General features: G+C 73.5%; 24 protein-coding genes. 10 read left to right on the top strand and 14 right to left on the bottom strand.

Translation table 11 applies throughout. The features are described from left to right. Positions 1–11 precede the first annotated feature (11 nt). From ACZ6W9_RS10445 to ACZ6W9_RS10455, 3 genes are read left to right on the top strand one after another with little or no spacing between them, the layout of a single operon-like run. Positions 12–524 (top strand): PadR family transcriptional regulator, encoded by a 513-nt coding sequence (locus ACZ6W9_RS10445; RefSeq protein WP_389969241.1) that lies wholly within the window; start codon positions 12–14, stop codon positions 522–524. Continuing rightward, positions 521–1,213 carry an ABC transporter ATP-binding protein gene (locus tag ACZ6W9_RS10450; RefSeq protein ID WP_389969239.1) on the top strand — a complete coding sequence of 231 codons (693 nt, stop codon included), beginning with the start codon at positions 521–523 and terminating at the stop codon, positions 1,211–1,213. The genes ACZ6W9_RS10445 and ACZ6W9_RS10450 overlap by 4 nt, the downstream gene beginning before the upstream one ends. After that, on the top strand, positions 1,210–3,702 hold the full coding sequence (locus tag ACZ6W9_RS10455; RefSeq protein WP_470117362.1) for an ABC transporter permease: 2,493 nt from the start codon (positions 1,210–1,212) through the stop codon (positions 3,700–3,702). Before ACZ6W9_RS10450 ends, ACZ6W9_RS10455 begins: the two co-directional genes overlap by 4 nt. 47 nt (positions 3,703–3,749) lie before the next feature. On the opposite strand, the gene sigJ is transcribed toward ACZ6W9_RS10455, so the two are convergent. From sigJ to ACZ6W9_RS10470, 3 genes are all read right to left on the bottom strand, one after another. Then, positions 3,750–4,685 carry an RNA polymerase sigma factor SigJ gene (gene sigJ / locus ACZ6W9_RS10460; RefSeq protein WP_389969236.1) on the bottom strand — a complete coding sequence of 312 codons (936 nt, stop codon included), beginning with the start codon at positions 4,683–4,685 and terminating at the stop codon, positions 3,750–3,752. Between the two features lie 121 nt (positions 4,686–4,806). Beyond that, the gene (locus tag ACZ6W9_RS10465; protein WP_389969234.1) at positions 4,807–5,451 is read right to left on the bottom strand and encodes a response regulator transcription factor; all 645 of its coding nucleotides are present in this window, start codon (positions 5,449–5,451) and stop codon (positions 4,807–4,809) included. A gap of 15 nt (positions 5,452–5,466) precedes the next feature. Next, entirely contained in the window at positions 5,467–6,699 is a 1,233-nt protein-coding gene (locus ACZ6W9_RS10470) for a sensor histidine kinase (RefSeq protein ID WP_389969232.1), read from the bottom strand. Between the two features lie 218 nt (positions 6,700–6,917). Between ACZ6W9_RS10470 and ACZ6W9_RS10475 the strand changes: the two genes are divergently transcribed. Beyond that, the gene (locus ACZ6W9_RS10475; protein WP_470117365.1) at positions 6,918–8,387 is read left to right on the top strand and encodes an alpha/beta fold hydrolase; all 1,470 of its coding nucleotides are present in this window, start codon (positions 6,918–6,920) and stop codon (positions 8,385–8,387) included. Positions 8,388–8,628: 241 nt separating this feature from the next. Beyond that, the gene (locus ACZ6W9_RS10480; protein ID WP_389969228.1) at positions 8,629–8,958 is read left to right on the top strand and encodes a hypothetical protein; all 330 of its coding nucleotides are present in this window, start codon (positions 8,629–8,631) and stop codon (positions 8,956–8,958) included. Between the two features lie 118 nt (positions 8,959–9,076). On the opposite strand, the gene ACZ6W9_RS10485 is transcribed toward ACZ6W9_RS10480, so the two are convergent. The 4 genes from ACZ6W9_RS10485 to ACZ6W9_RS10500 all read right to left on the bottom strand — a co-directional run bounded on the left by ACZ6W9_RS10485 (position 9,077) and on the right by ACZ6W9_RS10500 (position 11,926). Further along, entirely contained in the window at positions 9,077–9,538 is a 462-nt protein-coding gene (locus ACZ6W9_RS10485) for a GbsR/MarR family transcriptional regulator (protein WP_389969226.1), read from the bottom strand. Then, positions 9,535–10,353: an alpha/beta fold hydrolase gene (locus ACZ6W9_RS10490; protein WP_470117367.1), complete on the bottom strand. Its 819-nt coding sequence runs from the start codon at positions 10,351–10,353 to the stop codon at positions 9,535–9,537. The genes ACZ6W9_RS10485 and ACZ6W9_RS10490 overlap by 4 nt, the downstream gene beginning before the upstream one ends. A 192-nt stretch (positions 10,354–10,545) precedes the next feature. Next, positions 10,546–11,268 carry a hypothetical protein gene (locus tag ACZ6W9_RS10495; RefSeq protein ID WP_470117369.1) on the bottom strand — a complete coding sequence of 241 codons (723 nt, stop codon included), beginning with the start codon at positions 11,266–11,268 and terminating at the stop codon, positions 10,546–10,548. 82 nt (positions 11,269–11,350) lie between these two features. Continuing rightward, the gene (locus ACZ6W9_RS10500; RefSeq protein WP_362931742.1) at positions 11,351–11,926 is read right to left on the bottom strand and encodes a TetR/AcrR family transcriptional regulator; all 576 of its coding nucleotides are present in this window, start codon (positions 11,924–11,926) and stop codon (positions 11,351–11,353) included. A gap of 151 nt (positions 11,927–12,077) precedes the next feature. Between ACZ6W9_RS10500 and ACZ6W9_RS10505 the strand changes: the two genes are divergently transcribed. After that, positions 12,078–12,503 carry a VOC family protein gene (locus ACZ6W9_RS10505; RefSeq protein ID WP_470117574.1) on the top strand — a complete coding sequence of 142 codons (426 nt, stop codon included), beginning with the start codon at positions 12,078–12,080 and terminating at the stop codon, positions 12,501–12,503. A 104-nt stretch (positions 12,504–12,607) separates the two neighbouring features. Here the strand turns inward: ACZ6W9_RS10505 and ACZ6W9_RS10510 are convergent, their stop codons facing one another. The 4 genes from ACZ6W9_RS10510 to ACZ6W9_RS10525 all read right to left on the bottom strand — a co-directional run bounded on the left by ACZ6W9_RS10510 (position 12,608) and on the right by ACZ6W9_RS10525 (position 15,670). After that, on the bottom strand, positions 12,608–13,840 hold the full coding sequence (locus ACZ6W9_RS10510) for a hypothetical protein (RefSeq protein ID WP_389969218.1): 1,233 nt from the start codon (positions 13,838–13,840) through the stop codon (positions 12,608–12,610). A 129-nt stretch (positions 13,841–13,969) separates the two neighbouring features. Continuing rightward, a complete protein-coding gene (locus tag ACZ6W9_RS10515) occupies positions 13,970–14,647 on the bottom strand; it encodes a DivIVA domain-containing protein (protein ID WP_389969217.1) in 678 nt (225 codons plus the stop codon). Positions 14,648–14,829: 182 nt separating this feature from the next. Further along, positions 14,830–15,015, bottom strand: coding sequence for a hypothetical protein (locus tag ACZ6W9_RS10520; RefSeq protein WP_389969216.1), 186 nt, complete (start codon positions 15,013–15,015; stop codon positions 14,830–14,832). Positions 15,016–15,262: 247 nt separating this feature from the next. Beyond that, a complete protein-coding gene (locus ACZ6W9_RS10525) occupies positions 15,263–15,670 on the bottom strand; it encodes an SH3 domain-containing protein (protein WP_389969215.1) in 408 nt (135 codons plus the stop codon). A 264-nt stretch (positions 15,671–15,934) separates the two neighbouring features. Here ACZ6W9_RS10525 and ACZ6W9_RS10530 point away from each other — a divergent pair, with 264 nt between their 5' ends. From ACZ6W9_RS10530 to ACZ6W9_RS10540, 3 genes are all read left to right on the top strand, one after another. Continuing rightward, entirely contained in the window at positions 15,935–16,312 is a 378-nt protein-coding gene (locus ACZ6W9_RS10530; protein WP_389969213.1) for an ArsR/SmtB family transcription factor, read from the top strand. Then, entirely contained in the window at positions 16,305–17,381 is a 1,077-nt protein-coding gene (locus ACZ6W9_RS10535; RefSeq protein ID WP_389969211.1) for a cation diffusion facilitator family transporter, read from the top strand. The genes ACZ6W9_RS10530 and ACZ6W9_RS10535 overlap by 8 nt, the downstream gene beginning before the upstream one ends. Before the next feature lie 209 nt (positions 17,382–17,590). Continuing rightward, the gene (locus ACZ6W9_RS10540; RefSeq protein ID WP_389969209.1) at positions 17,591–18,067 is read left to right on the top strand and encodes a hypothetical protein; all 477 of its coding nucleotides are present in this window, start codon (positions 17,591–17,593) and stop codon (positions 18,065–18,067) included. 69 nt (positions 18,068–18,136) lie between these two features. On the opposite strand, the gene ACZ6W9_RS10545 is transcribed toward ACZ6W9_RS10540, so the two are convergent. Both ACZ6W9_RS10545 and ACZ6W9_RS10550 read right to left on the bottom strand, forming a co-directional pair. After that, the gene (locus tag ACZ6W9_RS10545) at positions 18,137–18,694 is read right to left on the bottom strand and encodes an NADPH-dependent FMN reductase (protein ID WP_389969207.1); all 558 of its coding nucleotides are present in this window, start codon (positions 18,692–18,694) and stop codon (positions 18,137–18,139) included. Beyond that, positions 18,691–19,611 (bottom strand): NADP-dependent oxidoreductase, encoded by a 921-nt coding sequence (locus ACZ6W9_RS10550; RefSeq protein WP_389969205.1) that lies wholly within the window; start codon positions 19,609–19,611, stop codon positions 18,691–18,693. The genes ACZ6W9_RS10545 and ACZ6W9_RS10550 overlap by 4 nt, the downstream gene beginning before the upstream one ends. A gap of 167 nt (positions 19,612–19,778) precedes the next feature. Here ACZ6W9_RS10550 and ACZ6W9_RS10555 point away from each other — a divergent pair, with 167 nt between their 5' ends. After that, positions 19,779–20,717 carry an AraC family transcriptional regulator gene (locus ACZ6W9_RS10555; RefSeq protein WP_389969203.1) on the top strand — a complete coding sequence of 313 codons (939 nt, stop codon included), beginning with the start codon at positions 19,779–19,781 and terminating at the stop codon, positions 20,715–20,717. 61 nt (positions 20,718–20,778) lie between these two features. Here the strand turns inward: ACZ6W9_RS10555 and ACZ6W9_RS10560 are convergent, their stop codons facing one another. After that, positions 20,779–21,150 (bottom strand): DoxX family protein, encoded by a 372-nt coding sequence (locus tag ACZ6W9_RS10560; RefSeq protein ID WP_389969201.1) that lies wholly within the window; start codon positions 21,148–21,150, stop codon positions 20,779–20,781. Positions 21,151–21,177: the final 27 nt, after the last annotated feature.

Raw genomic sequence — 21,177 nt, forward strand, 5'->3', positions numbered from 1 at the left:
ACTCAGTATCTGTGTCCATCAGGCACGGGCTGCTCGCCCTGCTCAGTAGGGGACCCCGGCACGGCTATCAGCTGCGCGCGGAGTTCGAGGCGTCGACAGGGGCGGCCTGGCCGCTCAACATCGGCCAGGTCTACACGACGCTGTCCCGCATGGAACGCGACGGCCTGGTCGCGCCGGGGGAGCCGGACGAGCAGGGCCGGGTCGTCTACACGGTCACCGCGGCCGGCCGGACGGAAATGGCGCGATGGTTCAGCACCCCCGTCGTCCAGTCCGACCGGCCGCGGGACGAGCTGGTCATCAAGCTGGCCATGGCCGTCGCCGCCGGGGAGGTGGACGTCGCCGACGTCATCCGCAGGCAGCGCACCGCGACCATGACGGCCCTCCAGCGGCTGACCAGAGCCAAGCGGGCCGCCACGGAGGGCGCGGCCCAGCGGCTCGTGCTCGATTCCATGATCTTCCAGGTCGAGGCCGAACAACGGTGGTTGGACCACTGCGAGGCCGTTCTCGAAGAGGAGCGAAGATGACGGTCGTACGGCTGGCCGGGGTGGCCAGGGTCCACGGTGAGGGGGCGACGGCCGTGCACGCCCTGAGGGACGTGAGCCTCCAGGTGGAGCCGGGAGAGCTGGTCGCGGTCATGGGCCCGTCCGGGTCCGGTAAGTCGACCCTGCTCAACGTCGCGGGCGGGCTCGACCGGCCCACCTCGGGGACGGTGCACGTCGACGGGCGGGACCTGGCCGGCGTGCGCGACCTGGCGGCACTGCGGCGCCGCAGCGTCGGCTACGTCTTCCAGGACCTCAACCTGATCGCGTCGCTGACGGCGGCGGAGAACGTCATGCTGCCGCGCGAGCTCGACGGCGTGCGGTCACGCCCCGCCCGCGAGGAGGCCGTGGCCGTGCTGGCGGAGGTCGACGCGGCGGACCTGGCCGACCGCTTCCCCGACGAGCTGTCCGGCGGCCAGCGCCAGCGGGTCGCGATCGCCCGCGCCCTGGTCGGCGAGCGGCGCCTGCTGCTGGCCGACGAGCCGACCGGCGCGCTCGACACGCGCACCGGCGACGAGATCATGCAGGTGCTGCGCGCCCGCTGCGACGCGGGCGCGGCGGTCCTGCTCGTCACCCACGAGCCCCGCTACGCCGCCTGGGCCGACCGAGTGGTGTTCCTCCGCGACGGGATGATCGCCGACTCCACGGACGTGCCGCTGGCGAGCGCCCGGTGAGCGCCGTCGCCGCCGCGCTGCGCATCGCCCACCGGACCGCGTGGCGCTCCCGGGGACGCAGCGCGCTCATCATGGTGATGATCGGCCTGCCCGTCCTGGTGATCACGACGCTGCTCACCCTCACCGAGACCATGAGCGTCACCCCGCGGGAGGGGCTGACGGCCGAGCTCGGCGCGGCCGACGTCCGCCTCGTCCAGACGCCCGCGGGCACGGAGCTTCAGCAGCAGCCCGGCGGGGCGAGCTGGAGGACGGACGGCGAGAAGACCGCGCCCCGGACCGCCGCCGAGGTGACGGCGCTGCTCGGACCCGGAACCCGGCTGATCCCCTTCGGCACCGGCGTGCTCCGGCTGGACGGCGAGCGGGTCGAAGCGCTGGAGACCGACCTGCGCGACCCCCTCACCCGGGGGATGCTGACGCTGAGCGAGGGCAGGCTCCCCGCCACCGGAGAGGTCGCGGTGACCCCCGCGCTCGGCCTGCGGCCCGGCGACCTCCTGCGGCCGTCCGGCGCGGCGCCGCTGACGGTGACGGGCGTGGTCGAGCACCCGCACCTGCCGTCGCTCAAGCGGGTCGTGGGCCCGGACATCCCGGTGGAGACGCCGGATGAGCTCTGGTCTCCGCACCATTACGGCACCGGCTGGCTCGCCGACACGCCCAAGCCGGTGACCTGGGCCGACGTGCCCGCGCTGAACAAGGCCGGCCTGGCCGTCACCTCCCGCGTCACGCTCACCGACCCGGCGAACGCCCCGGTCCGCGCCTCGGACCTCGGCGCCCGGCAGGCGGTCGGGCTCGGCGCCATGGTGATCATGGTGGTGCTGGAGACCGTGCTGCTGGCCGGGCCCGCCTTCGCGGTCGGGCTCCGCAGGCGGCGCCGGGAACTGGCGGAGATCGCCGCGCAGGGCGGCTCGGCCCGGCACCTGCGGACGATCGTGCTGGCCGACGGGCTGGTCCTCGGCGGTACGGCCACCCTCGTGGCGACGGCGCTGGGCATCGGGGCCGGAACGCTGGGCGCCCCGATCGTGGCGCGCTGGGGAGGACGGGTCGGCCCGCCGGAGGTGCCGTGGCCGCCGGTCCTCGGCGTCGCCGCGCTGGGCCTTCTCGCCGGGCTCGTGGCGGCGCTGGTGCCCGCCGTGCAGGCGGCCCGGCAGGACACCGCGACCGTGCTGGCCGGCCGCGCGCCCGCGACGGCCGACCGACCGGGATGGCCTCTGGCCGGAGCCGTGCTGGTGCTGGCGGGGCTGGGGGCGACCGTGGTGGCGCGGCGTCAGCCGGACTCGATGTGGGTGTCCGCCTCCGCGGTGCCGATCCTGCTCGGGCTGGTGGCGTTGACGCCGTGGCTGATCGGCCGCACGGGACGGCCGGCCGCGCGGCTCTGGCTCCCGCTGAGGGTGTCCGTCCGCGACGCGGTCCGCCACCGATCCCGTACGGCCAGCGCCGTGGCGGCCGTCATGGCGGTCACGGCCACGGTCGTGGCGGTGGGCATCGGCGCCCACAGCGCGTACACCGACCAGCGCGACGCCTACACCTCGGCCCGGCCGACCGGCATGCTGGCGATCTGGGGCGGCAGCATGGGCGACGCCACCTGGAACAGGCTGCGCGCCGAGGCGGAGCGTCTGCTGCCGGGGGTACCGCTGACCGCCGGCCACCAGGTGAGGGACGCCGAGGGCCACCGCTACGCGCTGCGGTACACGGTGCGGTGGAACGGGATACGGAAGCGCCGCACGGTGGTCGTCGGGGACCGGGATCTGCTCAGGCTCCTGCAGGGCCGCGACGATCCGCGAGCGGCCGCGGCGCTGGCGAGCGGCAAGGCCGTGGTGTTCGACGCGGCCGCGGTGCGCAACGGCAGGCTGGCGCTGCGGGCGGGCTCCACGGGCGGCCCCCCGCGCAAGCTGGAGGTGCCCGCGGTGGTGGCCACGCCCGCCGACGAGCACCAGGGCGGCGCCCTGCTGCCGCGCGCCCTGGTCGAGCGGTCCGGTTTCTCGACGGTGGAGCGCCAGCTCTACGCCATGCACCGGTTGCCGGCCGACTCGACACTGGGACGCGATCTCACCAGGGTGGTCCCCCGGGTGACGGTCGCCTCCGAGGAGGGTTACCGCAACCTGCCCGAACCCGGGCTGTGGGGCTGGCTCGCGGGCGCCCTCGTCCTCGTGGTCGGCGGCACGCTGGCCGCCACCCGCCTGGCGTCGGCCGACATGGGGCCCGAGCGGGCGGCGATGTCGGCCGTCGGCGCCCCGCCCCGGACGTTGCGGGCGGTCGTGGCCGGTCAGGCCCTCTACATCTCCGGGCTCGGCGCGCTGGTGGGGCTGGCCGCCGGAACGGTGACGGGCGTGGCGCTGAGCCGGCCGATGACGACGCACGGCGCCGGGGATCCCGCCACGATCGCCGTGCCGTGGCCGTTCGTGATCGCCGTGGTGGTGGGCCTGCCGGTGCTGGCGACCGCGGCGGCGCTGGTCACCCGGGTCAGGACGCCCGTCGCCCGCCGGCTCGTGTGACGCCGGCCCCGGACCGCCCGCGGCCGTGGCCCCGGACGGGCGGCGCGTCAGCCCGCGGTCCAGGGCCGGAGCTTCTCCGGATTGCGCACCGCCCAGATGCGCGTGATCCGGCCGCCCGCGACCTCGAACGCCACGACCACCACGGTGACGCCGTCGTGCCGGACCACCAGGCCGGGCTGGCCGTTGACCGTACGCTCCAGGAACGTCAGGCCGGGCACCCCGGCGGTGATGCCGGCGAAGGCGCGCGCGATCCGCCCGGCGCCCTCGACCGGGAGCAGCAGGGCGCTGGCGACGCCGCCGCCGTCGGCGACGACCGTGGCGCCGGGGTCCAGGAGGCAGATGAGGGCGTCGACGTCGCCGGCCGCCCACGCCCTCCTGAAGGCGCCGACGACGCCGGTCCGGTCGGCCACCGGGGTGACGGGGGCCTGGGAGGCGCGGACGCGGCGGCGGGCCGAGGAGGCCAGCTGACGGCACGCCGCCGGGGTACGGCCGACGATCTCGGCCACCTCGGCGAAGGAGTAGCGGAAGACGTCGTGCAGGACGAACGCGACCCGCTCGGCCGGGGTCATCGCCTCCAGCACGACCAGGAAGGCCATGGTGACCGACTCGTCGAGGGTGACCTGGTCCGCCGGGTCGGTGGCGATCTCGCCCGGCCGCCCGCCGGGCCATTCGCCGCGGTCGGGCAGCGGCTCGGGGATCCATTGCCCCACGTACCGCTCCCGCCGGGCCCGCGCCGAGCCGAGCACGTCCAGGCAGACGCGGCCGGCGACCCTCATCAGCCAGGCCCCCGGGGACTCGACGGCGTCCCGCCGTTCGAGGGGCATCGCGTACCAGCGGGCGTAGGTCTCCTGCACGGCGTCCTCGGCCTCGGCCAGGGAGCCGAGGAGCCGGTAGGCGAGGTTGATCAGCTGACGCCGCTCGCTCATGATCGCGTTCAGGCCCGGATCGGGCCGGCCGTCTCCCGGCCCGGACGGGATGGTCATGGTGCCCCCGGCTCTCCTCGGTGCGTCGGCGTCTCACGGGACCGACGAGACGGCCCCGCGGAATGTGAGGCCGGATTGTTCGGAAAGCCCGCCGGGCCCCGCGGCCTGCGGGACCCGGCGGTCAGCCCTGCAGATAGCGCAGGACGGCCAGCACCCGGCGGTGGTCGCCGTCGGACGGGGACAGGCCGAGCTTGGTGAAGATCTGCGCCACGTGCTTCTCCACCGAGCCGTACGACAGGAACAGCGCCGTGGCGATGGCGTTGTTGGAACGCCCCTCGGCCATGAGGGAGAGCACCTCGCGTTCCCGGGGGGTGAGCGCGGCCAGCGCCTCGGCGCGATGACCGGCGCCCATGATCTGGGTGACCACCTCGGGGTCGAGGACGGTCTGCCCGGCCGCGATCCGGTCGAGGGCGGACAGGAAGTCCCCGACGTCGGCGACCCGCTCCTTCAGCAGGTAACCCACCCCGTGAGCGCCGTCGGCGAGCAGCCGCGCGGCGTAGCGCGTCTCGATGTACTGGGAGAACACCAGCACGCCCAGACCCGGGTGGGCGCGGCGGACCCGGAGCGCGGCCCGCAGTCCCTCGTCGGTGTGGGAGGGCGGCATGCGCACGTCCACCACGGCGACGTCGGGCCGGTGCTCGGCCACGGCCGCCTCCAGCGCCTCACCGTCGCCCACGGCGGCCGCGACCTCGTGACCCCGGGAGGTGAGCAGCATGCACAGCCCGTCCCTGAGCACCGCCGCGTCCTCGGCTATCACGATGCGCATGGGCGTCTTTTCCGTTCAGATGTGGAGGGGAAGCTCGACGGTGACCACCGTAGGCCCTCCCGGCGGGCTGTGGACGTCGATCGTCCCGTCCACCGGCGCCACCCGGCCGGCCAGGCCCCGCAGCCCGGACCCGGTGTCCGCCGCCGCGCCGCCGTCGCCGCCGTCGCGGACGAGCAGGGTCAGCAGGCCGTCCGATGCCCGCACGCCGAGTACGGCATGCCGGGCTCCGCTGTGCCTGGCCACGTTGGCGAGCAGTTCCGCGGCGCAGAAGTAGGCGACGGCCTCGATCGCCGGGTCGGGCCGTTCCGGCAGGTCGGCGTCGAACCGGACGGGGACCGGGCTGCGCGCGGCGAGCGTGGCCAGGGCGGTCTCCAGCCCCTCGCCGAGCGCGGACGGGTGGATGCCGCGGATCAGGTCGCGTAGCTCGGCCAGGGTCTCCTTGGCGTCGCGGTGCGCGTCCCCGACCAGGGCGCGGGCGCGGGCCGGACGCTCCGGCCGGTCGGCGCGCTCCAGCTCCTCCAGGGCCATGCCCAGCCTCATGGCCAGCGTGACCAGCCGCGCGGCCGTGCCGTCGTGCAGGTCGCGTTCGATCCGGCGCAGCTCGGCGGCCGCGCCGTCCACCGCCATCGCCCGCGCCCGCTCCAGCCTCCGGGTCCTGGCCTCGCCCGGAGCCGGTCCCAGCAGCGTCCGGGCGAGCAGCCGCTCGGGGGCCAGCGCGAGATGGACGCCCCACGGAGCCGACAGCAGCAGCGCCGCCCCGGCGGCACTCGCCGTCACCGCACCCGGCGGGCCGTCCGGAAGGACCGGCAGGGCGCCGGAGTGCCACAGGGGGTGGCAGAGCAGGGCCAGGCCGCCTCCCCACAGCCCGGCGGCCACGGCGAGGGCCAACAGGGCCGACGGCAGCCGGACCAGGCCGTGGATGACGGCGCGCCATCCCGTCAGGTCGCCGAGCGCTGCCACGAGCCGGTCCGCCAGGCCCGGACCGGACCGGAACGGGGCCGGATCGGCCACCCGCACCCCGGCCAGCGCGCGGGCCAGCCATCTGTTGGCCGTGCCGAGACGCCTGGCCGCCGGGACGCCCAGCGCCAGCAGCGGCACGCCGACGACGCCGGCCGCCGAGGCGACGCCCAACGCCACCACCACGGCGTAGACCAGGCCGATCACGGCCATCAGCGGCGCCACCAGCGCGTAGGCGAGCTCACGCCACGCCCGCGCCCACACCGGAGCCGCGACCATCGCGCGCCGCATGTCCGGGAGCCCATCTCCTGCCCGGCTCCCCATGCCCCTCGTCACCGTTCCTCCTCACCGCGCGGCGCCGCCGGCGGCCTCTTCGCGGTGGCGACGCCGTACAGCCTGGCGGACGTGCGGGCGCGGGCCCAGCCGGACGGCACCCGGGGGACATCCCGAACCCGGTACGGAGGACATCCCCGTGGCGGGCGCCCGCCCGGCCCGGCCACGGTGGAGCCATGACGACGACGAAGCGACGACATTCCTTCGGCAGGACCGGATGGCTGGTCATCGGCATGGCCGCGGCGGCGCTGGCCGGGATGACCCCGGCGGCGTCGGCCGCCCGGGACGACGGGCCGACGTGGGGCGACTGCGCCGGGAAGGACGCGCCCCAGGACATGCGGTGCGCCGCGATCGAGGTGCCGGTGGACTGGTCCCGGCCGGACGGGGCGAAGATCACGCTGAAGCTGGCCCGGCTGGCGGCCACCGAGCCCGCGCAGCGGATCGGCAGCGTGCTGGGCATCCCCGGCGGGCCCGGCAACAGCGGGATCGACGACCTGAAGCGCGCCGCCGCCGACCTCACCGACCTGCGGCGCAGGTTCGACATCGTCGCCTACGCCCCCAGGGTCACCGTGTGGCTCGGTCAGATGCCGCCGGTCTGCGGGCGCCCTGGGACGACGCTGCGCGAGCCCCGCGACCGCAAGGACTACACCGCGCTGACCACGGCGATGACCAAGGCGTTCAAGGCGTGCCGGGACGCGGACCGCACCGGGCTGTTCGAGCACCTGGACTCCCTGTCGGTGGCCAGGGACATGGAGGCGATCCGGAAGGCCCTGGGGGAGGAGCGGCTGAGTTTCATGGCCAATTCCTACGGCGGGGTCCCCGCCGCCGCCTACGCCCGGCTGTTCCCGCGGCGCATCCGGGCCATGTATCTCGACGGCACGATCAACCATATGAACGGCTGGACCGACCAGGCACTGCGGACATATCCCGTCGTAGAGAAGAAGTTCGCCGAGTTCACCCGCTGGTGCGCGGAGACCCCCGCCTGCGCGCTGCACGGGCAGGACGCCGGGAAGGTCTGGCGCCGGCTGGTCCGCGACGCCGACCGCAGGCCCATCCAGGTCACCTCCGCACAGTTCGGGAAGGGCGAGCTGACCGGCTGGCACCTGAAGATCTTCGGCTTCAGCGCAGACCCCGGGCCGGGGAACTCCCGCTGGCTGGCCTTCGCCGAAGCGGTGGACAAGGCCCGGCGCGGGGACGGGTCCGGCTTCGCCGACGTCGCCCTGGGCAACGCGCAGGTCTGGGCCATGCCCGGGGTGCCGGCGATGAGTTGCGGGGACGGCCGGGGATACGCCGGGTACACCGAGCTCCAGGCGCACCTCCGGAAGGTGCGGAAGGCCTCGCCGAACTTCGGGGCGGCCGGGTTCGACGGGCTGGCCTGCGCCGGGTGGCCGTTGCCGGTGGCCAACCCGTCCCGCCCGCTGCCGGTCCGCGGCCTGCCGCCGTTCCTGGGAGCGGGCAGCACGTGGGGCGACTACGCGTGGACCGAGAGCTTCACCCGGCTGGTGCCGGGGTCGGTCACCGTCGCCTACGACGGGCCCGGTCACGCCCTCTACCTGTCGGGGAAGAAGTGCCCGATCCGGCACGCCACCCGGTACCTGACCGACCTCACGCTGCCCGCGCCGGGCACGGTCTGCCCCGCGGAGTGACTCGTCCGGTGTCCGCCGGGCCACGGTGGGGGAGCGGGGCGCGGACCGGCACACCCGGCTTTTAATGAAATTTCCGAATATTTCGTCTATCATCTAATATTTCCTTATTCGGGAAATTTTAGATGAGAGGGGGATGGAAAAAATCGAAGAAACGCCGAACCTCGGGAGCCGGAAGGCCATCTAAAAGGCCGTAGAGCGGAAGGGCGAGGCCCTTCCCCGGATTTACCGGAAAGGACGGCGAATGACTCACCGAAGGATTCGCAACGGCGCACTGGCCCTGTCCGCGGCGGCACTGCTGACCGTCGCCGCCGCAGGTCAGGCCGGCGCCGGCACCGCCGCGTCCACGTCCGTCGCGTCCGCGCGCGCCGCGAACTGCGTGCACGTCAGCCACTCGTCCGGCTACGTCACCCAGACCGTGAAGGTCACCAACGACTGCGCCTCCACCATCTCCTTCTCCGTCCGGCGGGTCGGGCCGGACAGTCCCTGCTTCATCGTCGGCCCGAACCGCTGGCGGTCGTACAAGTGGGGCAACGGGCTGAACTACCAGGGCATCAGGTGGAACTGCTCCTGAGCTCCGCTTGGCGGGCGTCCGCCGCCGCGGGCGCCCGCCACGCCGGAACGAGGCGGGCGCGAGAGGAGAGCCGTACGCGGGCCGGCCGGAGACCGGATGCGTCCTCGCCGGATCCGGGTCAGGTCCGGGCGGGCCCCGTCCCCCGGCGACGGTGTTCGGCGAGCATCCGGCCTCCGAGGTCGACATAGCCGGCGAAAAGGCCGATCACATCATGAAGCCGTTCCTGCGCCGGACCGCTCCGCACCAGTGACTCACCCTCCCGCAAGGCGGCGATCAGAGTCCTGGCCCGCGCCTGGCTGGCCTCAAGCAGCGACTCGATCCCTCCCGTGGCCTCGACCAGGAGCCGCCGGCTGCCAGGCTGCGGGATCACCCTGGCCAGCCCCCAGGAATCCAGCTGCCGTACCGCGGTGCTCACCGCCCCCTTGCTCAGTTCCAGCTCGGCGGCGATCATGTCGAGAGAGATCGGCTCCTCGCTGAGGAGCAGCAGGCCGTAGGCGCGCCCGGTCGCGTGCGGCAGATTCCAGGAGGCCAGCAGGTCACCCACCGAGGTGATGAACGCCCGGCGCCCGTCCGCGCTCATCGCCGTGCTCCCTTCTCCGCCGGGACCGTACGCAGGAACGCGCCGATCGCCGCGTTGACCGCGTGGGGGTCGTCCTGGCCGGCGATGTGACCCGCGCCGGGGATGACGATCTCCTCGATCCCTTCGGCCTCGGCCCACCGGGGCATGGCCGAGGCGATGTTGCCGGTGCGGTCCCGCTCGCCACGGATCAGGCACAGGGGAACCGGCGTGCGATAGCCGGGGTCCGGGATGAGAAACCCGACGGTCGCCCGCCACACCTGGACGAACTCCTTCTTCGACAACTGGCCGAAGGCCCGCCGGGCATCCGCTCGCGCGGCCGGGGTGACCGCGGAGGCATCGGCCATCACCCGCGGGAAGGCCCTGGCCGGGATCATCGACAACATCGGCGCGGCCGACCGCAGCAGCAGGCGTTCGTTCCAGGACAGCGGCGCCGTGTTCGGCGTCGCGCCGATGACGACCAGGGCGCGGGCGAGATCGGGATGCCGCCGGACGACGGCCTGGCTGAGGTTGCCGCCGAGGGAGTGCCCCACGAGCACCGGCCGGTCCACCCTCAGGTGCCCGATCAGCGCGCACAGGTCCGCGATCGCCTCCTCGGCGGTGAACCGCACTTCGGAGGGGCGGGAGAGGCCGTGACCCCGCAGGTCCCAGGTGACGACGCGATGCCCCCGCTCCCGCAGGTACTCCCGCTGGGCGTCGAACATCACGTGGTCGGCTCCGGCCCCGTGGGTGAGCACCACCGGCACGCCGTCACCGCCGCTGTCGGCGTAACGCAGGTCGCAGCCGCGGAGGGGGAGGGCGGACGTCATATTCACCATGGTCTAAATATAGTGAATATGGACCTCGTCCTTCGCCGCTCGCGCGAGTCGCGCGGGATCGGTCCCGTCCACCGGGATGCGCCCCATGCCCGTCCGGCTGAGCGGCCGTGGCGGCGCGCTCCTGGCGGAGCCCGCGCTCGAGCCCCTCGCCGCCCGCTGTGCCGGCGAGGCGTCACGAGGCGTTATGAGGTCTTATGAGACTCCACCGGATATCGGCCGCACCGCCGGGACGCCGCGCCCGCTGTCACCCGGCGGTCCCGCGGCGGGCTCGATCTCCGGCGGGGTGGCGGCGCCGCCGGAGACCTCGCGCAGCCGGGTGAGGGTGCGGTCGAGCTGGCTCGCCAGGTGGGGGATGGTCGCCGGCGGCAGGTACGCCTCCGCGCCGGCGTCCAGCATGCGCCGTACCGGGCCGTGGTAGTTGACCCCGAGTTCGTCGTCCTCGATCTCGGTGATGACGACGCGAGCCTTCGGATACATCGACCGGAGGCATGCGATCAGCTGGGGGCTGGACGGCGGCGCCAGCAGCACGTCGGTCGTCTTGGGGGCGGCGTGCATGTCGAGCACGACGTAGTCGGGGCCGAGCCGGTCGGACAGTGCCACCCGGGCCGACGCCGACAGCTTCATCGCCGTGGCGACGACCGTCACGCCGTCGTAGTCGGCCGCGGGCTCTTCACCCGCGTCCTCGACGGCCTCCTCCGCGGCGGGATCGACGACGGCGCCGTCGAGCACGCGCAGGGTGCTGGAGATCACCGCGATCGTCTCACCGTCCCGTGTGACGGCCAGTTCCTCCCCGGGTTCGAGGGCGTCGACGAGCGCCAGGACGTCCTCGGGAAGGCGGGTGACGTCGATCGACCGGGCGGCCCGCGCGGCGCGCCTGCCCGCCATCAGGGCGGTGATGGACGGAAGCGTGGCCATGGCCCGGGATTCTTCCACATCGACCGGACGCTCTCCCGGATCCCGGACGGAAGGCGCGCCGCGCGCCCTCGCCGCAGCGGACCTAAGCGCGGAGGCCGCGCAGGACCCTTTCCACCGTGCGGGCGCAGAGCGCTCTGAAGTCCTTCTCGTCCATGCCGACGCGTCCGCCGAGATACAGCTGGACGAGGCCCTGGACGGACGAGGTCAGGGCCAGGGCGGTCTCCAGCGGGTCGTCGGGACGCAGCAGGCCCAGGCGCATACCCTCCTCGGCCAGTTCGACGACGCGGGCGAACGCCGGTGACCCGTTCCGCCGGAAGTCGTCGGGGAAGCGCCTGACCCTGTCGCGCCGATCGGTCATCAGGAACGTGTACAGATGCGGGCGGCCGAGGGCGAAGTCCAGGAAGTCCTCCAGCAGGCACCTCACGCGGGTCTCCCAGTCGCCGTCCGGGACCCTCGTTCCCCAGCCTTCGCCCAGTTCGTCGAAGGTACGGTCCGCCACCACGGCGAGGAGGGCCTCGCGGCTGGGGTAGTGCTTGTAGATCGCCATGGCGGTGACACCGACCATCTCCGCCACTCTGCGCATGGTGACCGCGTCGGCTCCTTCGCCGGCGAGGATCGTCCGCGCGGCCTCGGCGACCCGCTCCCTTGTCGCGTTCACGGTGTACAACATAAACGACGTGCGCCTTCGGAAGGTTCTCGAAGAGGCCGTCGCGGAGGATGTCGAGAACGGCTCGGCGGCTCCGTCCCAGGAGTGCACGCGGCCACCGTGGCCGTACCGGACCGGGGAGACCCGCATGACCATTCAGCGGATGGACAACGTCCTCATCGTCGTCGAAGACCTCGACGCCGTCATCGCGTTCTTCGTCGAACTCGGCATGGAACTGGAGGGCAGGGGGCCGATCGAGGGACGCTGGGTGGAGCGCGTCATCGGGATCGACGACGTCCGGCAGGACGTCGCGATGCTGCGGACCCCGGACGGCCACGGCCGGATCGAGCTGGCGATGTTCCACGCGCCGAAGGCGATCCGTCCCGAGCCGAAGGACGCGCCGGCGAACACGCTGGGAATTCGCCGCGTCATGTTCGCCGTCGACGACATCGAGGACGCCGTCGCCCGCCTGCGCGCCCACGGCGCCGAACTCGTCGGCGAGGTGATGCGGTACGAGGACGTCTACCTGCTCTGCTACGTCCGCGGCCCCGAGGGAATCGTCGTCGGACTGGCCGAGCAAATCGGCTGAAGGGGACCGCACGCCCGGACGGGGGACCTTCCGGGCCCCGGGCACGGGGTCGGGCGCCGTGCCCGGAGTGTCCTCCCGAGGAGGGGCCTCCGGTCGGGCCGGGCTCATCCCTCCGGGGCCGGCGGGGGATCGCGTCTTCGGGCGAGGGCGGCCAGCAGGGCTCGCCGTTGCCGTTCGGTGAGGTCGGCGACCCACTGCCGGCCGTCGAGTCCGGTACTCATCAGCAGGGTGTGGACGGTGACCGGGGTGGCGCCGGGCAGGGCGAGCAGGATCCGGCGGATCGGGGTACGGCGGGTGATCTCATCGTCGCGCCGGAAGACCTCGGCCAGGCCGATCCGCCCGGCGGTGAGCTCCTCGCGGAGCTGCGCCCTGCTGAGCGGGACGGCCGGCGCCGGGCCGCGCGGCGGCGGAGCCTGTGCGGGCGCGGGCAGGGTGGCGTCCGGCCCGGGGCGGGGGAGGCCGGCCGGGGGAGCAGCCGTCGGGGCGGGGTGGGACGCCTTGGCGGGGCCGTCGCCGCCGCCCAGGACGTTCGCGGTGACCAGCAGGACGCCCGCGCAGGCCGCCGCGGCGCCCGCGACGGCGATCTGCCGCCGGGACAGCCGGCCGCTCCGCTGCTTTCCGGCGGCGAGCTTCATCCCGACGATCGCGGTCCGGCACAGCACGCCCATGACCATGCTGAGCAGGATCGGCACCAGGGCGGCGGGCAACGGGCTGATGGTGGCGACCACGACTCCCGCGGCGGGGCTGAGGCAAGAGACGATCAGCCAGGGGGTCAGGCGCTGTTTGGCGATGTCCAGCAGCGCGGCCAGGGCGAGGCCCTCGCTGGCCGAGTGCACGACGAGCGCGATGATGACGACGACGGACGCGGTCAGTGCCAGGGCGGCGCCTTCGATGGCGCGGTGCAGGGTGAGCGCGGCGGCGGTGCCCATGCCGCCGAACACCGCCGCGTCCATCCCCTGCTTGATGCGGCGGTGCAGTCCGGGACCGTGCAGCGCGGTGCGGGCCGCGGCGTCCTCGGGGCAGGCGCAGCCGCGGCGGGTGAAGTAGGTGATGACCAGGAACCCGAACAGGGCGGCCAGCGCCAGGCCCCACAGCGGGACGCCGGTTTCCGCCGCTTCGCCCCAGGCGTCGGGCAGCAGGTCGACGAGCGCGGTGACCAGCATCATCGCCGAGGCGACGGCCAGCCACAGCGTCATCCGTTCCGAGTCGCGCCGGGCGAGGTAGGCGCCGACGAGGGTGGAGACGCAGACCAGGAGCACCGCGCCCCAGGCCGCCTGGCGGGGAGGTTGTGCCTGCAGGGCCGGCCCCATTGCCCAGACCAAGGCCGATGGTGGCATCGGTGAGCACCTCCTGATGATCTGAAGGGGTGGGTGAACACGGTGGAAGGAGAGCGGGAGGCGGGGGGACCGCGTGGCCGGAGGATCTGCCGTCCGCCCGCGGGAAGAGGGCGGAACAGCCGGTGGTCGTCAGTCGGTGGGCCGTTCGGGGGCGGCGTGCCGGGCGGACGGCGGGGCCTGTCCGGGCCGGGTGAGGTCCCGCAGTTCGTCGAGCAGGGTGTGCAGCCTGCTGATCTGGCCGTCGATCGCGTCCCTGAGGCCGCTGCCGGACGCGGCGACGGCGGTGTGCAGGCGCTGGATCCGCTCGTCCAGTGCCTCCGGGGAGACGGAGGGGCTCCGGGGGTGCCGGGCGGAGGCGTTGCGCCAGGCGGCGCGTTCCAGCTGCTCGGCCGTACGGCGGGCCTGTTCCAGGATCGCCCGGGCCTCCTGGTGGGCCAGGGCGAGGGTGCGGTCGGCCGCCCGCCGGGCGATGCCGGAGACGCGCTCGTCCTCACCGCCGCCCGCCCGTCCGCCGTCCCCGTCCGCCGCGCGGGCCCGCAGGTCCGCGTTGTCGCACAGCACCCTGATCAGGGTGGTCTCGACCTGCCCGAGGAACTGGTCGACCTCGGCCAGGTCGTAGCCCTCGCGCAGCCGGACGACGGTGAACACCTGGTTGCGCACCGCGGCGGGGGTCAGCAGTCCCGCGGCCGCGGGCGGGTCGGGGAGCGCCGGCGCGGCCGGCGGGCCGTCCTGTCCGGCGTGCTCGCCCTGTCCGGCGTGCTCGTCCTGCCCGGCGGATCCGTGTCCGTGTCCGTGTTCTTCGCCCATGGGCGTCTTCACCGTTCTTTCGCCGTTTCGGGGTTCTGAGATTCCGAGGTGAGCGGGAAGGAGCAGAAGGGGGCGGGCGCAGGTTTCACCGGCCGCGAGTTCGCAGGTTTCCGCCGGAGGTTCGTCATCGGGTTCTCCTCGCAGAGAGGCGGTGAGAGCCCGATGACGAGCGGCGCCGGTGGTCAGTCGTCGTGATGGCAGGGGCAGGCGTCGCCGCCGTGACCGTCGTCTTCGTGGTCGTCACCGTCGTGGGGGTGGGAGCGCTGGCCGTCCCACTGCGGATGAGCGGCGTGCTGGTCTGCTGGAACGTCACAGCCGGTGCCGGCGCACTGCGGGCCCTGAGCCGGGGTGCCAGGTTCGTCTGTCATGGAAACGCCTCCGGTGTGTCCTGTTCACTGAGGTCGCAATCGGGTCGATGGAGTCGCCATGGAAGACCGCGGCGTGGAACACGATTCCGGGCGCGATACGGCCTTTGCCGCCAGGAGCGACTCGGCGTCCGCGGCGGGGCCGATGGTGCCTGTCCCGCCGCGGAGGCGCGGGTTTTCGCCTACGGCACGGGATCGGCCGTGCACGAGAGGCGGTGCCGGCCGTACCGGGCGGATGCCGTCGGCCGGATCACCTCCCGTCTACCCGGCGCAGGTAGTAGCCGTAGGACCAGCCGGACCTGCCGGTGGGGGCCTTGACGGAGATCCAGCCGCGGCGGGAGGTGCAGGAGCCGTAGACGCGGCCGTCGGCCACCCGCAGCCGTCCGATGGGCCGGTAGCGCAGCCCCGGTCCGGAGCGGATGCGCAGGAAGCTGCCGCGCCGTACATGGACGACCCGGTAGGCGCAGGTGCGTGCCGCGGAGGTGGCCCAGGCGGCAGGGACGTTGACGCCGGTTGGGCGGGGGACGGCGACGGGGGTGCTGACGCCGCTGGGCCGGGGAGTGCTGGAGTCGGCCTGCGCGGGTGCGACGCCGATCGCGAGCAGGCCGGCCGCGGCGCATGCGGCCAGTGCGGGGAGGATCCGCTGGATGTTTCGCATGGGACTTTTCCTTCCTGTGAGCATCGCCGTAACCGGTTGAGCGCCGGGGGCCGGACGGGTCTAATGGGGGTCGACCTGCGATGTTCACTCTTCGTGGTTATCCGACTACTGAAGCATCACACAATTGAGCAACCATGCAAGTAAAGTTTTGCTCCCCTCGGCGCGGAGCCGGCGGCCCACCGGGCAGGGTCACCGCCGGACGTGTTGACGTACGGCGACGGAGTCTCCACACTTGCACAAGTGAACAGTCATTCAGTTGTTTCCTTGCGACCCGACCGCGACTGCTCGGTCACGGTGGTCGACGCCGAACGGGTGGCCGGCGTCCGGGACGCGCTGCCCGCGGACGAGTCCATCGAGGAACTGGCCCAGATCTTCGGGCTGCTGGCCGACCCCCGGCGGCTGCGGCTGATCGCCGCCCTGCTCGAAGGCGGCGAGATGTGCGTGTGCGACCTGACCGCGCTCACCGGGCACAGCATGTCGGCCGCCTCGCACGCGTTGCGGCTGCTGCGCGCCAAACGGGTGGTGAAGGTGCGCCGCAGCGGCCGGATGGCCTACTACCGGCTCGCCGACTCCCACGTGCGGATGCTGCTGGACGTGGCCCTCGCCCACATCAGGCACGAGCGGGGAGAGCGCGATGACTGACCTGCACACCCCCGGCGTGCACGACGCCGGCGAGCCCGGCCCCTCCGCTCCCCGCGGTCGCGGACATGGACACGGTCACGGCCACGGGCACGCCGTCAGCGCCCAGGCCGACCGCCGCTACCTGACCGGCGCGCTCGCCCTGATCGTCGTCTTCATGGCGGCCGAGGTGGTCGTCGGCGTCATCGCCCGTTCCCTCGCGCTGATCTCCGACGCCGGGCACATGCTGACCGACGCCTTCGCCATCGTCTTCGCCCTGGTGGCGATGCGGATCGCCGCCCGCCCGCCGCAGGGCGGCTTCACCTACGGCCTCAAACGCGCCGAGATCGTCTCCGCCCAGCTCAACGGCATCACCCTGCTGCTGCTGGCCGCCTACTTCGTCTACGAGGGCGTCCATCGCCTCATCGACCCGCCGCAGGTCGCCGGCGGCTACATGCTGGCCACCGGACTGGCCGGCATCGCCGTCAACCTCGCCGCGGCCTGGCTGCTGCGCAGGGCCGACCGCTCCAGCCTCAACGTCGAAGGCGCCTTCCAGCACATCCTCAACGACCTGTACGCCTTCATCGCCACCACCGCCGCCGGGGCGGTCATCATGGCCACGGGCTGGGCGCGGGCCGACGCCGTCGCCGCGCTGGTCGTGGCCGCCCTGATGCTCAAGGCCGGCTGGGGTCTGGTGCGCGACGCCGGCCGCGTCTTCATGGAGGCCGCCCCCGTCGGCGTCAGCCCCGCCGAGATCGGCCGGAGGACCGCCGCCCTGCCCCACGTCGTCGAGGTCCACGACCTGCACGTGTGGGAGGTCACCTCCGGCTATCCGGCGATGTCGGCCCACATCCTGGTCGTCCCGGGGGCCGACTGCCACGCCGTACGGCAGGCCGTCGAGCGTCTCCTGCACGACGACTACGGCATCGGGCACACCACCCTGCAGGTCGACCACGCCACCTCCGAGCCGCACGCCGACGACCCCGGCGCGTTCCACTGCGCGGATCCGCACGGACCCTCCCACCGCTCCGACGGCCCGCCGTCTCCCGAGACTCCGCCGAGCGCACCGGGCGGGGTCCCCGCCTCCGGATGAGCGGAACCCGGCGCGGCGTTCCTCCCCGGCGTACGTCTACAGGGCACGCCCGGCCCGCCGAGGTCACCGAGGTAGGACGTCCTCCCGGGTCGCGGCCTCGGAGACGACCGGATGCGAGGGCCACGGCCGCGCGTCCGCCGCGCGACTCCGACGCCGTACTCGGCGAGATCGCCGCACGCACGGCAATGCGTCAGGATATCCTGACGTTCATGACATTCAAGAGCCCGGACATCCCCGGCCACGAGGGCTTCGCCGCCCCGGTGCTCCCCAATGGGGATCTGGCCTCATCCGCCGGCGCCTTCACCAGGACCTTCGTCGGCTACCAGGCCGGATGTTCCTGCGGATGGACAGACCAGCGCCGGTTCCCGCCCACGGAGGAGGGGACCAAGGAGACGGAGTACCGCTGGTGGAGCAGGCACGCCGCTCCGCTGCTCGCCGCCGCGCCCCCCGGCGAGCTGGTGACCACGTCGAATCTCCTGTGCGAGCGGATCGTCAAGCTCGCCGCCGAACGTCCTCTCGCCGCCCTCACACTACTGTCCCAGGTGGAGAGCTGGCACCGCACCCTGCTCGACCAGGTCGTCGCCGGCGCCCGGGAGACCGGCGCCTCCTGGGCTCAGGTGGGGGAGGCGATGGGAATCTCCAAGCAGAGCGCCCACGAACGGTTCAGGGCACACGTCAGCACGTGACGCGACCCGTCGGGCGCCTTCCCTGTGCCGGCCGGGGCGGCGTGGCCGGCACCGAGGCGTCGCGCGCTCTCAAACCCTGAGCGGGCGCAACGCCGTGCTCCAGGAGACGACCTGGTCGAGCAGCCCGTCCAGCGCGTCCTCCTGGTGCGCGGCGGGCTTGAAGACGGTGAAGTCCTCGAAGTCGCTGCGCAGCAGCAGCTCCACGGCCATCTGGACGTCGGCCACCTTGACCTGGCCGAGCACCTGCCGGAGGTGCTCGGCCGCCCGCACGCCGCCACTGACGCCGTAGCCGACCACGCCCGCGGCCTTGTCGTGCCACTCGGCGAACAGGAAGTCGATGGCGGTTTTGAGCACGCCGGTGGTCGAATGGTTGTACTCGGGGGTGACGAAGACGAAGCCGTCGAAGCCCGCGACGGTGTCGGACCACGCCTTGGTGTGCGGGTGCTCATAGACCCCGCCGGCCGCGGGGAGCGGCTCGTCGAGGTGGGGAAGGTCGTAGTCCTTCAGGTCGACCAGCTCGTAGTGCGCGTCGCCGCGCCTGACCGCGCGGTCGTGGACCCAGCGGGCGACGGCCTCGCCGTTGCGTCCCGGCCGCGTGCTGCCGATGATGATGCCGATCCTGATCACTTCTCCACCTTCAGTACGATTTTTCCGCGGATGTCGCCGCGCTCCGCGGCTCGGTGCAGGTCCGCCAGGGACTCCAGCGGACGGACGTCCGCCCTGACGTCCACCACGCCCTCATCGATCAGCGCCACCAGCTCGGAGAGCTGTCCCGGATCGTTGCGGGTCACGAACCGGACGGCGCGCGGATGCTCGATCGGCTCGGTCACCGAGACGAACTCCCCGGCCAGCTCCGTCACCGAGCCGGGCACGCCGGGCACCAGGTTGATCAGCACGTCGTTGCCGCCCGGCAGGGGATCGGCGGTGTAGTCGACGATCTCGTCGGCGCCCAGCGCCCGCACGGCGGCGGCGCTGCGCGCACTGGCGGTCGCCACCACGTGCGCGCCCGCGTGCTTGGCCAGCTGTACGGCGAACAGCCCGACGCCGCCGCCGGCCCCGTTGATCAGCACCCGGGTGCCGGGGTGGACGCGGGCGTGCTCGAAGACCGCCTGCCACGCGGTGAGCCCGGCCACCGGCACGGCGGCCGCGTCCGTCAGTGGGATCCGCTCCGGCGCCCTGGTCAGCACGCTCGCCCTCACGACCGCGTACCCGGCCGCCGCCCCCTCGATGAGCCCGATCACCCGGTCGCCGGGGGCGAGGCCGTCCGCCCCGGTGACCACGGTGCCCGCGACGTCCGCGCCGAGCGTGTACGGGAGCGTGACGCCGAGCACGTCGTGCAGCAGGCCCCTCCGCAGGCCCACCTCCGAGGGGTTGAACGACGTCGCGACGACCCTGATGAGCACCTCGCCCGGCCCTGGCCTCGGCACCGGCACCTCGTCCAGCGAGATCACCGAGGCGTCGCCGTACTCGTGGATGCGGGCGGCCCGCATGGTGCCGGGAAGGTCCGCGGCGTGTTCGCCCGCCCGCGTCTCGGACTCGCTCAAGGGTGCTCCGACGGCTTTTCGGCTCACCGGGGGACGACCGGTCGCACCGGCTGCCCCATCGACCGGGGATTCTGTCATGCCGTCAACCATAGGAGCCGTGACAGAGGCACCCAATGCGCTGCTGTCTGTGATTCATACGCGATCGTCTTGCTGATTAGACTCATGTCATGGACGTGCTGAGCGACGTGGTCGCCTCCATGCGCATGGGCGTGCCGCGCTCGGCACGCGTCGAGTGGGCGGCGCCGTGGGGGCAGCGGTTCCCGTCGGTGCCCGGTTCGGCGGGTTTCCAGGTGGTGCTGCGGGGTTCGTGCTGGGCGATCCCGCCGGAGGGCGAGCCGATTCCGGTCGCGCCGGGCGACGTGCTGTTCTTCCCCCACGGGCACGGCTACGCGCTGGCGGACTCGCCCGCCACCCCCGTCGCGGAGCCCGACTGCGACCCCCACGCTCCCGCCGGACTGTTCGCCTCGGCCTCCATGGAGGGTGCCGGGCCCGTCACCGTGACGCTCTGCGGCGGTTACCGGCTCGACCCGAACCGGGCGCATCCGCTGCTCACGGGGCTGCCCGAGATGATCCACCTGCCCGCCAGGCTGGGGCACGACACCGAGCTGCGCGCCGCCGTCGAGCTGCTCGGCAAGGAGATCGAAGCCCCGCGGCCGGGCGCGGACCTGGTGGTGCCGGCGCTGCTGGACACGCTGCTGCTGTACATCCTGCGCGCCTGGTTCGACGCCTCGGTGGAGCACTGCAGGGCCGACGGCTGGGCCGCCGCGCTGGCCGACCCGGCCGTCGGCGCCGCGCTCGACGGCATCCACCGCGACCCCGCCCACCCGTGGACGGTCGAGTCGCTCGGCCGCCGCGCCGGGCTGTCCCGCGCGGCGTTCTCCCAGAGGTTCACCCGGTTCGTCGGGCAGCCGCCGCTGACCTATCTGACCTGGTGGCGGCTGGGTACGGCCGCGCGCATGCTGCGCGACTCCGACGCCTCGCTGAGCGAGATCGCCGCCGTCGTCGGCTACGGCTCGGAGTTCGCCTTCGCGAACGCCTTCAAGCGCGAGTACGGCATGGCCCCCGGCAGGTACCGCCGCCTGGGCTGCCCCTCGCCCACGGGCTGAGCGGCACCCGGCGTCCTTCCGGTCCCGGGGCCCGCGGTGACGGCCGCCGAGGCGTCCGCCGTCAGAGGGCGTAGGGGCCGAAGCGGCCCCACGCGATGACCGCGGCCAGTGCGAGCAGCACCACGTTGACGGCGATGGCCGCCGGCTCCCCGCGGCGGGCGTGGGTGGCGGCGGCGGCGAGCATGGTGACGGCCAGGCCGGTGGCGGCCAGCGGGGTCAGGATCGGGGCGATGCCGGTGACGGCGGGCAGGATCAGGCCGAGGGCGCCGAGGAGTTCGGCCGCGCCGATCAGGCGGATCCGGGTGAGGGTGAAGTCCTCCACCCACGGCGCCATGGGGCGCAGTCCCTCCTTGGACCGGGTGGCGTGCATGATCCCGGCCAGGCCGAAGACGGCGGCCAGGAGGGCCTGCAGTACCCACAGGAACACGTTCACGTCGATTGCTCTCTTTCCTTCAGGTTC

Source organism: Streptosporangium sp. NPDC053982, from assembly GCF_055585205.1.